We start from the raw sequence: 14,004 nt of genomic DNA on the forward strand, positions 1-14,004 counted from the left end.
AGGGAATGAAAGACAGTCACGACGTCGCCGTCATCACGCAGTTCACCTCTTCTTTCACGCATCAGACCCATCGAGAGACGGTGTCATTCTTCGGTCGTCGCCATCCACTTTTCCAGCAGGTCCTCAAGCTGCGTGACCAACACCATGGTGTCGCCAAGGCATATCTCAAGAAGCACACGGACCACGATGACGTGATCGACAGCAACAGTCAGCATATCTGCCTGATGGACACACAGCACGATACCTTGCTGGGCAGCATTCGCATCACACCTGGCGGTCTCGAGTCGCGCACCCTCTTTGACGACAGTGATGTCGTTTCCATCCCAGAAGGTGCCATCTATGAATTCAGCCGTCTGGTAATGGCCCCGGAGGCCAAACGTTTCGCCCATGGCAATCTGTTGATGGCTGCAGCGGCACGCCATGTGAAATCCAGAAATGGTGATGGGATTCTGGCGTTGTGCAAGCGCGCCAACATGAAGATCTTCAAGCGCTTCGGTCTGTTGCCGCTTCACGATGCCACGCTAAGGACAGACAAGCATCTGGGAGAGCTCTACATGGTCTACGCCAGCATGGAGACCATCATGCACACGGCCAGACAGCGCTATGCCTCAGCCCCGACAGCGCCCCTGACACCTGAATGTCCGACACCCTCTGCCTCACCCGACGACACCCGGTCACAGGAGGTCCTCATGGACCAATGGAAGCGTGAAACCCACTCAGGCAATGCGTTGTTCGAACAGGGCGACTACGTCATGGCAGAGCAGCACTATCTCAGTGCCTGCCACCTGGCAGACATCTTTCTGATGCCCGGTGCAGACCCGGAAGGCGGCGTCGCGGCGCTGGTGGTGAGCTATCAGAACCTGGCGGAGCTCTATCGCGCCCAAGGGCAGCACCCGCAGGCGATGAGCGCCCTGCAGGCTGCCCATGCCCGCCTCTCCCATGCGCTTTCCGCCCCGGGCCTGTGCCATGCCCACCAGCAAGCCTTGCTGCGCGGCAGTGGCCAGGTGCGAATGGACATCATGAATACCGTGCAATGGCTGGGCGTCTCTCGTCAGCGGACTTATCGGCCAACCCCCGCGCGTCATGCGGCGACGCGGGTCCATCACTGATCCTCACCCCCACAGGAGATATGGCATGAAGAAACCCCTCATCGCGAGTGGACTGCTGTTGTTGACCGCCGCCAATACGGCACTGGCCCACCCGGGACATGACCACAGTGACTGGAGCAGCCCCCTCGTTCACACCCTGTTCTATGGCGCCATCGCAGCCGTCATCGGAACCGCATTCTTTTTGTCATTCGTCAGTCGCGTCACAAACGTCACAACACTCAGCAAAAGGAGGATTGAACATGCTTCATGCCCTGCTCCGCACCGTTGACCGACTGGTCTCACTCCCTGCGGCCTCCGCGCACTGTGATATTCCCTGCAAGATCTATGACCCGTCCGCTGCGCAGATCGCCGCACTCAGCGTGATCCGCTTCATGGACCTGATCAATGAGCTGGGCCAGAAGGACAGCCTGACGCTGGCAGACCAGGCCTTGCTCGCCCGTCTGGTGGAGCAGAAGGAAAGCCACGTCGAGAAAGCCAAGCATGAGATCCGCATCATCTGGGGCGACTACATCAAGCAGCCGCAGCGTGACGCCTATCCGGACATCGATGCACTGGTCCACAGCATCATGCTGGCCGGCTCTGCCTGCAAACAGGGCATCGAGCGGGACAAGGGGGAAAAGCTGCTGACCCTCATCAATGAATTCGCCGCGGCGTTCTGGGATACCAAGGGACTCACCACCTTTACCGCCATCTGCCCGTATCCGCCGTCTGAAACTGTCGTCTATCCGAAGCTGGATTGAGGCAACGACATGACGCGCCAAAGAACTGATGAAGAGTGAATTGATCAAGCGTGAACGGATGCCCATCGGGCTCTATCGCATCAATGGACTCAGCATGTCTCCCGGCCTTGCGCCGGGAGATTATGTCGTCACGCTGAAACGCTGGAGATCGCGCTATCGCGTCGGGGATATCGTGGTGGCACAGCACCCCCACTTCGGCCGCATCATCAAGCGCATCCGTGAGATACAACCAGACGGCATGCTATGGCTGGAAGGTACCCATCCGGACAGTGCCTCGACTGAAAAGATGGGCTTGCTGTCTTGTCGGCGAGTCAAAGGGCGAGTGATCCACACCTTCTCTCAAGACAATACGTGAGCCTTTCTCACCCTCACACAACCTTCATCAGCCTCAGCGCGTCATAGATTGCTGCGTGGGTATTGCGGGTCGCGACGGCATCGCCGATGCGGTAGAGCTGGAACTTGCCGTCTGCTGAGCGCTCGGTGTGCTCTGGACTTGGGCCGTCTGCAGGCTGGGCGAGTCCTTCGATCAAGGCGTCATAGTCCACTGCCCCGCCATTGCGCGAGTGGGGTTTGAGTTCGAAGTAGAGATCTTCCATCGGGCGGGCGCCGTAGTTGACGACTACCTGATCGACGATTCGCTGATCCGCGTAGGCACCGGTGCCCTTGCCCTGTGCTACGGCGTCATCCAGATAATCACTGCCGATATGGGCGATCAACTGGCCCTCCTCACCGCGCGAGACACCGCCGAGGCGATAGGTCGGCGTGAAGGTGACGGCGAGACGTTGCAGACTGCGCATGTAAGGCACCAGGTTCATGGCCATGATTTCTGGCGCGAAGGTGCGATCTGGCGTCATCATCTCGAGCCTGGCTCCGGTGTTGGCGATCATCTCGGCGGCCTGGAGTGCGGCGTGGTCTCCCGCATCATCAAACAGCAGCACGTTGCGGCCAGGCGTGACATGGCCGGAGAGAATGTCCCAGCTGGAGACGACCAGCTCACTGCCGACCTGCGGCATGTCTTCCTCGGGGTAGCCGCCCGTGGCGACGATGACCACATCCGGCTGCTCCGCCAGCACGTCATCGGCCTCGGCGAAGACGTTGTAGCGAATCTCGACGCCCAGCGCCTCGCAGCGACTGATGCGCCAATCGATGATGCCGATCATCTCGCGACGCCGCTCGCTCTGCGCGGTCAGGCGAATCTGGCCACCGGGTTGATCCGCCGCTTCCAGCACCACCACCTGATGGCCGCGCTCACCGGCGACACGTGCCGCCTCAAGCCCTGCCGGTCCCGCCCCGATGATCACCACCTTCCTGGCGACCTCGGCCGGTGCGATGTCATGCGGCTGCTCCAGTTCACGCCCGGTGGCGGCGTTGTGGATGCAGTAGGCCGATCCGCCCTGATAGATGCGATCGAGACAATAGTTGGCCCCGACACAGGGGCGAATATCCTCTTCCTTGCCGGCCAACAGCTTGCGCACGATATGCGGGTCCGCCATGTGGGCACGCGTCATGCCGACCATGTCGACCTTGCCGGTGGCGATGGCATGGCGCGCGGTGGCGATGTCCTGAATCTTGGCACCATGGAAGGTCGGGAAATCCATCGCCTCACGAATCTGTCCCGCGAAGTCCAGATGCGGCGCACTGGCCATGCCCTGGATCGGGATGACATCGGTGAGCCCAGCATCAGTATCGATATGGCCACGTACCACATTGAGAAAATCGATCTGTCCGCTATCGCGCAGCAGACGCGAGACCGCAAGGCCATCACTGGCATCCAGACCGCCACTCAGGCATTCATCCCCGGTGTAGCGCACCCCGACGATGAACTCGTTGCCCACCCGGGCACGAATCGCGCTCAACACTTCCATGGTGAAGCGCAGTCGATTCTCGAGACTGCCGCCATAGGGCCCCTCCAGGGTGTTGGTCAGTGGTGACCAGAACTGATCCATCAGATGCCCGTAGGCCTGCAGCTCGATACCATCAAGACCCGCCGCTTTCATGCGTTCTGCGGCGTCCGCATAGTCCTGGATCAGGCGCCTGATGTCCCAGTCCTCGACCCGCTTGGGAAAGGCGCGATGAGCCGCCTCGCGACGATGCGACGCCGACACGGCAGGTAGCCAGTCGGCCTTGTCCCAACGCGTACGACGCCCCAGGTGGGTGAGCTGGATCATCACTGCGGTACCGTGCTCATGGCAGGCATCGGTCAGCTCGCTCAGCCAGGGCACCACCTCATCACGCCAGGCGAGAATATTGTTGAACACCGGCGGACTATCTCGGGCGACCGAGGCGGAGCCTGCTGTCATGGTCAAGGCGATACCGGCGCGCGCACGCTCCTCGTGATAGGCGCGATAACGTGCCTTGGGCATGCCATCTTCGGGATAGGCGGGCTCGTGGGAGGTCATCATCAAGCGATTCTTGAGGGTGAGGTGCTTGAGCGTGAACGGTGTGAGCAGCGGATCCTGAGCCATGCGGCCTCCTGAATGTCAGGTCATGAGAGCCCCTTCAGGAGCCCACCATGTCAGAGACCACCGCCACACGACCCGAGAGTGCGAGCGTCAGAACGGAAGGACGTGGCAAGGCCGAGGATTGGCTGGAGGCCGCCTATCAGCAGCTGTTGCTCGGTGGCGTGGACTCGGTACGCGTTCTGACGCTGGCCAAGACATTGGGGCTGTCTCGCACTAGCTTCTACTGGAGCTTCAAGGACCGCGATGCCCTGCTCGCCGCCTTGCTCGCCCGTTGGGATGCCCACAATACCGCCAGGCTGATCGGGCGCTGCGAGCAATACGCCGCCACGGTGGTGGAGGCCATGCTCAATGTCTTCGATTGCTGGCTGGATGAGTCGCTGTTCGACTCTCGCTTTGAGCTGGCGATCCGCAACTGGGGCTTGCAGAACGAGGACGTTGCCGCCGTCGTCGACCAGGCGGATCAGACACGCATTCAGGCACTGACCGCGATGCTGATGCGTCATGGCCAGTCCGAATCCCAGGCCGATGTCCGAGCGCGCACCATCTACCTGACCCAGATCGGCTACCTCTCGATGCGCACCCGGGAAAGCGTCGCGGAGCGCATCGGGCGCGTCGCTGACTATGTGGAAATCTTCGTGGGTGAACCCTGCCAGCCACATGAACTGGCGCGCTTCGCGGCGCGTCATCCAGGCTGAAGGTGCCCGCCAGCCACCTTGAAGCCTGACATCAACGACTCCAGCGACTGTGCCTGAGCACTCATGCTGCGCGCCGCGCCACTGACCTGATTGACCAAGGTGGTGTTCTGCTGGGTCATCGCATCCAGCTCGCTGACCGCCGTATTCACCTGACCGACCCCGGCACTCTGCTCACGGGCACCGGCGCTGATCTCGGCGATCATGTCGTTGACACGCTCGACGCTCGACAGAATCTCGGCCATCGCATGACTGGCGTCCTTCACCTGTGCCACACCCTGCTGCGTGTGGGAGATGGACTCATCGATCAGACCGCGAATCTCACGAGAGGCATCGCTGGAGCGTGTCGCCAGCGTTCGCACTTCCTGGGCCACCACCGCAAAGCCACGCCCATGCTCGCCGGCCCGCGCAGCCTCCACCGACGCATTGAGCGCCAGGATATTGGTCTGGAAGGCGATGCCGTCGATCAGGCTGATGATCTCGTTGATGCGTTCGGCAGAGCGATTGATGTCTTCCATGCTCGCCTGCGCCCTGTTCATGTCCTCGTTGCCACGGCGCGCCTGTTCCGAGGTCGAGTTGACCAGCTGGCTGGCCTGCTGAGCGGAATCGGCACTGTGCTGCACGGTCGTGGTGATCTCCTCCATCGAGGCGGAGGTTTCCTGCAGACTCGACGCCGACTGCTCGGTGCGGGCCGACAGCTCCTCGTTGCCCTGGGCGATCTCCCCGGCGGCCTGATTGACGGCAACGGTGGTCGTCCGGACCTGACCGACCACGCGGCTCAGGTCCTCACCGATACTGTTCATGGCGTCCGTCAGCTTGCCGATCTCGTCCTGACGCTGGCTCGTGATGCGCTGGGAAAGATCCCCACGCGCCAGTGCCTGAGCCAGTTTGACCAGGGCATCGAGCGGGCGACTGATCAAGCGACGCTCAAGGAAATAGAGTATGGCGGCCACCGAGAGCGCCAGCAGCAACGCCAGGCCGAAGACCTGATTGCGAAGACGGGTGATGCCAGCGGTCACCTCGTCCTTGTCGATGGTGGTGGCCACGACCCAGTTCCATGCCGGGTAGTGCTGGAAGCGAGTGATGCGTGAGCTGTCCTCGCCTGCCAGGTGATATTCAAACTGGCCACTATCGGCGGCAAACAGCGGCGCCATGGCCGACCGGCCCGCCTCATCCTTGAAGTCCGTCAATGAACGGCCCTGCCACGGCCCCTCGGTCAATACCTGCCCACGTTGCTCAGCCGCCGTGCTGGCCACCAGACTGAAATCCTTGTCATGCAACTGGATGCTGGTGATGGTGGCGTAGAGCTCATCGATCTGCGCTCCGATATCCACTCCGATGAAGGAGGCTCCGATGACGTTGTCATTGAAGTCGGTGATCGGGCGATAGCGGGTCATGTAGTGATGGCCGGCGAGATAGAGCATGCCGGTATAGGGCTGGCCGGCATTCAGCGCTTCCTTGACCCCACCACTCAGCGTCAGCCCGAGCAGGCTCGAGCCATCCTCGGTCTTGAGCGTGGTGGCGATGCGCACGAAATCATCACCATCGCGCACGAAGAAACTGACCGGGGCTCCGGTGCGCTTGGCAAAATCGGCCAGATAGCCGGATTGATCATTGAGCATGAAACCGGCATTGAGCAGCGCCGGTGCATCTCGCTGACCGATCGGCAGGCGGCGAGTCTCTATCCGCGTGAAATTGTCCGGGATGGTGGCCAGGAAGGCATTGAGCATGCGCGTCACGCTGGCCTGCATGGTGGTATCGAACAGTTCGATGGTATTGGTGATCTGTTGCTGCTGCTGGGCAAGGGCACGCTCCGTGCCCTCTTCCACCTGATGCTTGCTGGCGGTGGAGAACACCAGTCCCAGCACGATGAAGGCCACCATCATCAACCCCAGCACCAGCAAGGCCAACTTGCTGCCGACGCTGGCGCGGGCCAGTCGCCTTCTTGTTGTCATCATTGCGCGCGATTCCGATCCCTCTCTCAGCGTGTCGCCTGCCACCAGTCGTCCAGCATCTGACGCTCGGCATCGGTCATCTGGGTCATGTTGGCCAGCGGCATGCTCTTGTCGACCACCGTGCGCTGGTGGATGCGCAGTGCCTGACGCTGGATGTCCTCCCAGCCATTGAAGGCGACCCCTGCCGCCGGCGCGGTAAGCCCGATCAGCGTCGGCGAATCACTGTGACAGCCGGCGCAGCGTTGCTCGACGATATGGTGGACCTTCTCGCGCAGAGCCTCATTCTCGCCCATCACCGCATTGTCAGCGGTGTTGCTGGCCGCCACGGACGGTGAAGACGCGGCGCTTTCGGCCGTTGCCGGAACGGGCTGAGCGCGTGGTGCACACAGCACGATCACGCCGATCAGCGCCGCTACGGCTCCCACCGGCACCCAACGTCGCTTGACACCCTTGTGGTGATCCACCGTGGCGATGCGAATCAGCCCCCCCGTCACCAGCAGCAGCAGGATGACGCCGAGACGATAGTCATTGGCGTACAGGAGCGGGTAATGGTTGCTGATCATCATCAGGACCGCCGGCAGCGTGATGAAGGTGTTGTGCACCGAGCGCTGCTTGGCGCGCTGACCGTGGATCGGGTCCGGGGTCTCGCCACGCTGCGCGGCGGCAAGCAGCGCCTTCTGACCCGGGATGATCACGTTGAAGACATTGCCCGCCATGATGCTGCCCATCAGCGCGCCCATCAGCAGGAAGGCAGCACGCCCGGAGAACAGCTCTGTCGCGAACCAGGCCGCCAGCGTCAGCCAGACACCGACCGCGACGAACAGCGCCGCAGCGCTGCGCTTGAGGGGGCTGCGACACAGCGCCTCGTAGCCCAGCCAGCCTGCGAGGAGCAGTCCCAGTGCGCTACCGACGGCCATGCTGCCGCTCATCTCGAACACGCGCGGATCAATCAGATAGGCCTGCGGCTGCAGCAGGTAGATCAGCGTGAACAGCCCCATCCCGGACAGCCAGGTGACGTAGGCCTCCCACTTGAACCAGTGGATCTCGCTGGGCAGCGTCTCACTGACGCCGTCATGGCGAAACAGATGGTAGAGGCCACCGCCGTGCACTGCCCAGAGCTCGCCCCCCGGACGACCATCGAGGGCATGACGGGCAGGCTGGCGGCGATTGTCGAACCAGATGAAGAAGAACGAGGCGCCAATCCAGGCGATACCCGCCATGACATGCAGCCAACGTGTCAGCAGCATTGCCCAATCGAGGAGATATGCGCTCATGCCGGCTCCTTAGCTGCCGCGGTAGACGCTGTAGGCCCACGGAGTGACCAGCAGCGGAATGTGATAGTGGCCGTTGGCCTCCAGCGTGAACTCGACCGGCACCCGCCCGAGCATGCCCTTGCCCACCGGACGCCCGGCAAAGTAGTCCCCTATCTGGAACGTCAGGCGGTAGACGCCGGAGTGATCGTCGTCACTCGATGGTGCGTTCTCCAGCAATGGCGCCTCGACACGGCCATCCTGATTGGTGATGCTTCGGGCAATCTGCTGGAAGTTGCCCTGCGCATCCTGGCGCTCCAGGAGAATGGTGACGCCACTGGCGGCGATGCCTTCAGCCTGGTTGAGCACATGCGTGGTAAGTCTGGGCACGGTCATTTCCTCTCTTTTCTTCTCTGGAGCAAGGCACATGCCAATCGAAACCCCGATGGAATATCTGGCAATGCTGGACACCCTCAACGCCCTGCCACCAGAAGCGCTTGCTCGTCGCTTGAGCGGCCTCTATGAGCACTCCGACTGGGTAGTGGAACGCGCCGCTGCAGAGCGCCCCTTTGCCAGTACCGAAGCCCTGCTGAGCGCCTGTGCCGAGGCGGTACGCCGAGCAAGCGAGACCGAGCGCCGCCAGTTGATCGACGCCCACCCGGAATTGGCGGCCGGCAAGCTTGAGAGTCTGACGCCCGCCTCTCAAGGCGAACAGCGTGGCGCGGGGCTGGACCAGCTCGATGACGCCACCCGCGAACGCTTCCTCAAGGCCAACGCCGACTATCAGGCCCGTCACGGAATCCCCTTCATCATCTGCGTGAAGGGCCATAGCGCCTCAAGCATCCTCGCCGAACTGGAACGACGTCTGCCGCAATCCACCGAGACGGAATTTCAGGAAGCCCTGAATCAGATCGATGCCATTGCCGCAGTGCGACTGCCGGGCCTGCTGGAAGCGAGCTAGGCAGCCGCCTTCTGGCCGCCGATGATCAACACGAATATCTGGCGGCCACTGCCTCGATGCTGGCAATCAAGGCCGCCAGTGCTCTGGCGACATCCGCCTCCGTCACCGCCTCCGCAGGGTGGTGACTGATCCCCCGCTCACAGCGCAGGAACAGCATGCCCACCGGGCACAGATGACTCACCGCCATGGCGTCATGGCCGGCACCGCTGGGCAGCCGGAAAGGCGCCTGTCCGGTGGCGGCGATACCGAGATCCACTGCCTGCATCAACCCTTCATCACAGGCGACGGCATTCGCGGCGTGGGTCTGCTCGCAACGGAAGGTGACGCCGCGACGCTCGGCGATCTGATGGGCCTGTTGCAGCAGCTCCTCCAGCGCCCGGTCACGTTGTGCATCGTCCAGGGCACGGATATCCAGACTCAACGCCGCGGCGCCGGGAATGACATTCACCGCACCGGGACGCAACTCGCAACAGCCCACGGTGGCCACCAGTGAGTGATCCGGCATGTCAGCGCGCTTGCCTGTCTGGACCTCACGCGCCAGGGTCTCGACGGCCAGAGTCCACTCTGCCGCGGCACACAGCGCATCCTGACGCAGTGCCATCGGTGTGGTGCCGGCATGGCCGGCCTGACCGGCGAAGTTGACGGCAAAACGACGCGCGCCAGCGATACCCGTCACGGTACCCAGTGCCAGATTCTCGGCTTCCAGCACCGGCCCCTGCTCGATGTGCACTTCCAGATAGCCCAGCGGCGGAGTCGCTTGCAGGCTGGCACTGGCCGCCGATTGCCCCGAGAGCCCGAAGGCGGTCAGCGCCTCCCCCAGGCTGATACCCTCCTCATCTTCCAGAAGCTCCCATCCCGGTTGCCAGCTGCCCGCGATGGCATGGCTGCCGAGCAGGGTCGCGCCGAAGCGCGTGCCTTCCTCATCGCCAAAGCCGACCACCTCGAGCGCAAACGGCAAGCCGGCACCCTCCCGTTCAGCACGCTGCTGGAAGTGGGTCAGCGCCGCGACGCCCAGAAGCACGCCCAGAATCCCGTCATAACGACCGGCGTCCGGTACGCTGTCCAGATGGGAGCCGATCACCAGCCGCGGCGCCTCGCTCTCGCTGGCCGGCTGGTCCTGATGCTCTTGGTAAAAGTCCAGCGCCGCGCCGACACCACCGCCGGCGACACACTGGACGCCACCGCGTCGCAGAGTCTGCTCCAGCGCCGCCAGCGTGGTGAGTACCGTATCGCGACGCGCGTTGTAGCCCATCACACCGAGGCGCCAGACCTTGCCGTGCAGCGGCCCGAAGCTGGTGCCTATCTCGATGCCGAAATCCTCCAGCATGCTGCGACGCAGCCCCTCGCCATCCAGGCCATCCGGAATCCTCACCGCGCTGACGTTGTTCATGCGATGCGCCTGGTCACCGAACAGCGCAAGCCCCAGCCCCTTGAGTCCCTCGACCATCGCCTGACCGTGCAACGCATGTCGCGCGATGGCGTTGTCCATGCCCTCGTTGACCAGCAGTCGCGCACACTCGCGCGCGCCATACAGCATGCTGGTGGCCTCCGTGTGGTGATTGAGGCGCAGCGCTCCCCAGTAATCGAGCACCATGGAAAGATCGAAATAGTTGGAGCGAATACGCGCGCCCGGCTCCGCCAGTCGATCGCCCCCACTGCTGATCCCGGCCTCGACGTGCCGACGTGCATGCACCACCTCCACCGCACGCGGCGACAGCGTCAGCGGCGAACTGCCAGACGGACCGGCGAGACATTTCTGCAGGCCAGCGGTGACGGCGTCCAGCCCCCACTCGTCCGTCTTGAGCGGATTGCCCGCCAGCGAGGCCGTGGCATCGCTGTAGAAGAGCACGCCTTCACGGCGACAGATGGCACCGATCTCCTCGAGCGGTTGGCACATGGTGGTCGAGGTATCGCCCTGTACCAGCGCGAGAAGCGTTGGCTGCACCTCGCGAATGGCGGCTTCGATCTGCTCGGGACGAAAGACCTCGCCCCACTCACATTCCAGCGTGTGCACCTGGGCACCGCAGCGCTCGGCAATCTCGCGCAGCAGATGACCGAAACGGCCGAAGATCGGCACCAGTACACGCTCCCCCGGCCGGATCAACGAGACCAGCACCGCCTCGATCCCGGCCCGTGATGTGCCATCGATCAACAGGGTCGCCGCGTTCCGGGTCTCGAAGACGCCGCGATAGAGCTGCATCGTCTCGTTCATGTAATGCGTCATCGCGGGGTCGTACTGGCCGATCAATGGCGCTGACAGCGCACGCAACACACGTGGGTCCGCGTTGATCGGGCCCGGGCCCATCAGGAGGCGCTGCGGGGGATGAATCTGGTCAGGGATCGGTGTCACGTTCGCTCCTTGTGCTTCAGGGCATTGAATGCGGGAAGGTTCGGCGGCTTGCCGAACGCCATGACCAGACTACTGCAACAAGTGCGCCAGAAATCAAAAAATGAAACGGATGTTGAATCTCGAGGCTGAACTCACCACATGAGTCTGTTATACAGGAGGTCACCGGAGGGATGAGCGTCAACTCATCTGACCTGATCATCGCTGCTGGAGAGCCACATGACGCTGGAACAACGCCTGGAACGTGCAACGCAATTGGCCAGAGACGCGGGAGAACGCATGGTGAAAGCGCGCGAGGAGCAAGGGTTCGCGCACCACTACAAGAAAGGCGATGAGCTGGTCACGGACATCGATGTGGCGATCGACACCTTCCTTGCCGAGGCGCTCGAGGCCGAATTCCCTGAAGATGCACGCCTGACCGAGGAGCTATCGCCCGAGCGCGACGTCATCGGCACCAAGGGAGGCCTGTGGGTGATCGACCCCATCGACGGCACCGTCAACTTTGCTCACGGGCTGCGCCATGTGGCCGTCTCCATCGCCTGGTGCGAGCGTGGCAAGATCCAGATGGGGGTGGTCCACGCGCCCTTCCTCGGCGAGACCTTCACCGCCATTCGCGGCAAGGGAGCCTGGATGAATGGCGAGAGCATCACGGTCAGCGAGACCGAAGACATGAGCCGCGCACTGGTCGCGACCGGCTTCCCCTATAACCGGGACAGCCGTCCTCCCCTGCTCAAACGTCTCTCCGCCATGTTGCTGGTGTGTCAGGATGTCCGACGCAACGGCAGTGCCGCGCTGGATCTTTGCGATGTCGCCTGCGGCCGCCTGGATGCCTACTATGAGAGCGTCTCTCCCTGGGACTTTGCGGCGGGCCTGCTGATTGCCCGCGAAGCCGGCGCACGTACCGGTCACCTCTATCGTTGCCCGGACGGCATCCCCGAGGAGCTGTATGGCGAGAATATCGTGGTAGCCTCACCGGCCCTGCATGCACCGCTCAAGCGCCTGCTGGAAGATGCCGATGCCAGTTCCGGCCTGCCCGGGCTCTGCCGGCTCCTTGAGCAGCCCGAGGCGCTGGCCGACTTCCTTCCACAACTCTCGGTAGCTTGCCGCCGGAGCACTGTTGCGCGAGAAGACCGGCACCGGCTTGCGCTCGATTCCCATGCGCTCGACGATGCTGGAGTAAGGAATATGCCCACTGAGCTGCAGCGGATGGTCCTGCTTGAGGGACTCCATCACATCCTTGTGCAAGGTCTTGCGACGATCGACCAGCGTGAAGAATGGCCAGACAGGCACATCGAGATCGATCTCGGCCAGATAGGCATTGAGCTGCTCCAGCGTGCGCAGTGACAACACCGTCGGAATCATCGGGACCAGCAACGTATCAGCGGCCGCGAAGACCTGCTCGGAGAGAGTCGAGATACTCGGGGGGCAATCCAGGATGACGAGGTCGTAATCGTCACGCACCGGCTTCAATACCTTGCGCAGGCGAGAGCGCTTCTCTTCCTCGAGAATGTGATCGAGATTGCGATAGGAGAACTCGGCCGGCAGGACATCCAGATTGCGATAGTCGGTCGCCCGGATCACGCGTGACAGGTCCTGCTTGCCGCTGATCAGCTTCTCGACGCCGCCCTTGAGCTTGGGCTTGGTCCGCACATAGAAAGTCGCTGCGGCTTGAGGGTCCAGATCCCACAACAGCACTCTGAGACCACTGTTGGCAGCGACATACGCGAGGTTGATGGCAGAAGCCGTCTTGCCGACACCGCCCTTGATGCTGTACACCGCCGCGATTTTCATTGCTCAGGCGCCTTCACGCCCGGCGATGAAGCCTCTCGCCAGCAGTTGACGCGTCAACCAGCCAAGCAACAGACCGTACATCGGGAGGAAGAGCAGCAGCGAAATGATCAACTTGATGGCGTAGTCCACCCAGGCGATCTCGACCCAATGCGCCGCCATGAAGACGTCCGGGCCATTGCGAAATGCCACCGAAAAGAAGGCGAAGGTATCGGCGAGATTGCCGAAGAGCGTCGATGCCATGGGCGCGACCCACCAGTGAGCATTGCGACGCAGACGATCAAAGACCTGAATATCCAACAGCTGGCCGATCACATAGGCGATGAAGCTCGCCAGCGCAATGCGTGCCACGACCAGATTGAACTCGCCCAACGCCTCGATCCCGGCAAGGCTGCCGCCATGGAAGATCACCGAGATCATGTAGCTGACCAGCAATGCCGGCAGCATGACCAGCGCGATGATGCGGCGAGCATGTACCTTGCCGAACAGCCGGACGGTCAGGTCAGTGGCCAGGAAGATGAACGGGAAGCTGAAGGCACCCCAGGTGGTATGGAAGCCGAACAGTGTCATCGGCAACTGCACCAGGTAGTTGCTGGCCGTGATGATCAGGATATGAAACAGGGACAGTGCGACGAGCGCACGACGCGATTGACTCGCGGTGAGGAGGAGCATCTGAGGTCCTTTTTGGTTCCAGGCCAAC

At 62.5% G+C, this 14,004-nt stretch carries 13 protein-coding genes and 1 pseudogene; 7 read left to right on the top strand and 7 right to left on the bottom strand.

Annotated features, from left to right (window positions below):
• The first annotated feature begins 5 nt into the window (after positions 1-5).
• Genes CU110_RS08760 through CU110_RS08775 form a run of 4 tightly spaced genes read left to right on the top strand, consistent with a single transcriptional unit; the run spans position 6 to position 2,204 of the window.
• On the top strand, positions 6-1,109 hold the full coding sequence (locus CU110_RS08760; RefSeq protein ID WP_127735578.1) for a tetratricopeptide repeat protein: 1,104 nt from the start codon (positions 6-8) through the stop codon (positions 1,107-1,109).
• Positions 1,110-1,134: 25 nt separating this feature from the next.
• Positions 1,135-1,377: a hypothetical protein gene (locus CU110_RS08765; protein ID WP_127735580.1), complete on the top strand. Its 243-nt coding sequence runs from the start codon at positions 1,135-1,137 to the stop codon at positions 1,375-1,377.
• Positions 1,349-1,849, top strand: a complete 501-nt coding sequence (sodN, locus tag CU110_RS08770; RefSeq protein WP_084208759.1) for a superoxide dismutase, Ni — start codon at positions 1,349-1,351, stop codon at positions 1,847-1,849. The genes CU110_RS08765 and sodN overlap by 29 nt, the downstream gene beginning before the upstream one ends.
• Before the next feature lie 28 nt (positions 1,850-1,877).
• Complete coding sequence (locus tag CU110_RS08775) at positions 1,878-2,204, top strand: S24/S26 family peptidase (RefSeq protein ID WP_084208760.1); 327 nt, start codon at positions 1,878-1,880, stop codon at positions 2,202-2,204.
• 13 nt (positions 2,205-2,217) lie between these two features.
• Here CU110_RS08775 and CU110_RS08780 read toward each other — a convergent pair whose 3' ends face one another.
• The gene (locus CU110_RS08780; protein ID WP_084208761.1) at positions 2,218-4,314 is read right to left on the bottom strand and encodes an NADH:flavin oxidoreductase; all 2,097 of its coding nucleotides are present in this window, start codon (positions 4,312-4,314) and stop codon (positions 2,218-2,220) included.
• Between the two features lie 47 nt (positions 4,315-4,361).
• Between CU110_RS08780 and CU110_RS08785 the strand changes: the two genes are divergently transcribed.
• Positions 4,362-5,006 carry a TetR/AcrR family transcriptional regulator gene (locus CU110_RS08785; protein WP_084208762.1) on the top strand — a complete coding sequence of 215 codons (645 nt, stop codon included), beginning with the start codon at positions 4,362-4,364 and terminating at the stop codon, positions 5,004-5,006.
• On the opposite strand, the gene CU110_RS08790 is transcribed toward CU110_RS08785, so the two are convergent.
• From CU110_RS08790 to uraH, 3 genes are read right to left on the bottom strand one after another with little or no spacing between them, the layout of a single operon-like run.
• Positions 4,994-6,961 (bottom strand): Cache 3/Cache 2 fusion domain-containing protein, encoded by a 1,968-nt coding sequence (locus CU110_RS08790; protein ID WP_127735583.1) that lies wholly within the window; start codon positions 6,959-6,961, stop codon positions 4,994-4,996. The two genes, CU110_RS08785 and CU110_RS08790, sit on opposite strands and share 13 nt — an antisense overlap.
• A gap of 23 nt (positions 6,962-6,984) precedes the next feature.
• On the bottom strand, positions 6,985-8,232 hold the full coding sequence (locus CU110_RS08795) for a urate hydroxylase PuuD (RefSeq protein WP_084208764.1): 1,248 nt from the start codon (positions 8,230-8,232) through the stop codon (positions 6,985-6,987).
• 9 nt (positions 8,233-8,241) lie between these two features.
• Positions 8,242-8,598, bottom strand: a complete 357-nt coding sequence (uraH, locus tag CU110_RS08800; protein WP_077377409.1) for a hydroxyisourate hydrolase — start codon at positions 8,596-8,598, stop codon at positions 8,242-8,244.
• Positions 8,599-8,635: 37 nt separating this feature from the next.
• Here uraH and uraD point away from each other — a divergent pair, with 37 nt between their 5' ends.
• Positions 8,636-9,169, top strand: coding sequence for a 2-oxo-4-hydroxy-4-carboxy-5-ureidoimidazoline decarboxylase (gene uraD / locus CU110_RS08805; protein ID WP_205632695.1), 534 nt, complete (start codon positions 8,636-8,638; stop codon positions 9,167-9,169).
• A 25-nt stretch (positions 9,170-9,194) separates the two neighbouring features.
• On the opposite strand, the gene CU110_RS08810 is transcribed toward uraD, so the two are convergent.
• Positions 9,195-11,519 carry a hydantoinase/carbamoylase family amidase gene (locus CU110_RS08810; RefSeq protein ID WP_127735586.1) on the bottom strand — a complete coding sequence of 775 codons (2,325 nt, stop codon included), beginning with the start codon at positions 11,517-11,519 and terminating at the stop codon, positions 9,195-9,197.
• A gap of 276 nt (positions 11,520-11,795) precedes the next feature.
• Between CU110_RS08810 and CU110_RS08815 the strand changes: the two are divergent.
• Positions 11,796-12,440: pseudogene (locus tag CU110_RS08815) on the top strand (inositol monophosphatase family protein); the annotation flags it as partial.
• A gap of 45 nt (positions 12,441-12,485) precedes the next feature.
• Here CU110_RS08815 and CU110_RS08820 read toward each other — a convergent pair.
• Positions 12,486-13,307, bottom strand: a complete 822-nt coding sequence (locus tag CU110_RS08820; RefSeq protein ID WP_127735589.1) for a ParA family protein — start codon at positions 13,305-13,307, stop codon at positions 12,486-12,488.
• A 3-nt stretch (positions 13,308-13,310) separates the two neighbouring features.
• Positions 13,311-13,976, bottom strand: coding sequence for a 7-cyano-7-deazaguanine/7-aminomethyl-7-deazaguanine transporter (locus tag CU110_RS08825; RefSeq protein ID WP_077376751.1), 666 nt, complete (start codon positions 13,974-13,976; stop codon positions 13,311-13,313).
• Positions 13,977-14,004 lie beyond the last annotated feature (28 nt).

Source organism: Cobetia sp. ICG0124 (genome assembly GCF_004006355.1).
GTDB lineage: Bacteria > Pseudomonadota > Gammaproteobacteria > Pseudomonadales > Halomonadaceae > Cobetia > Cobetia marina.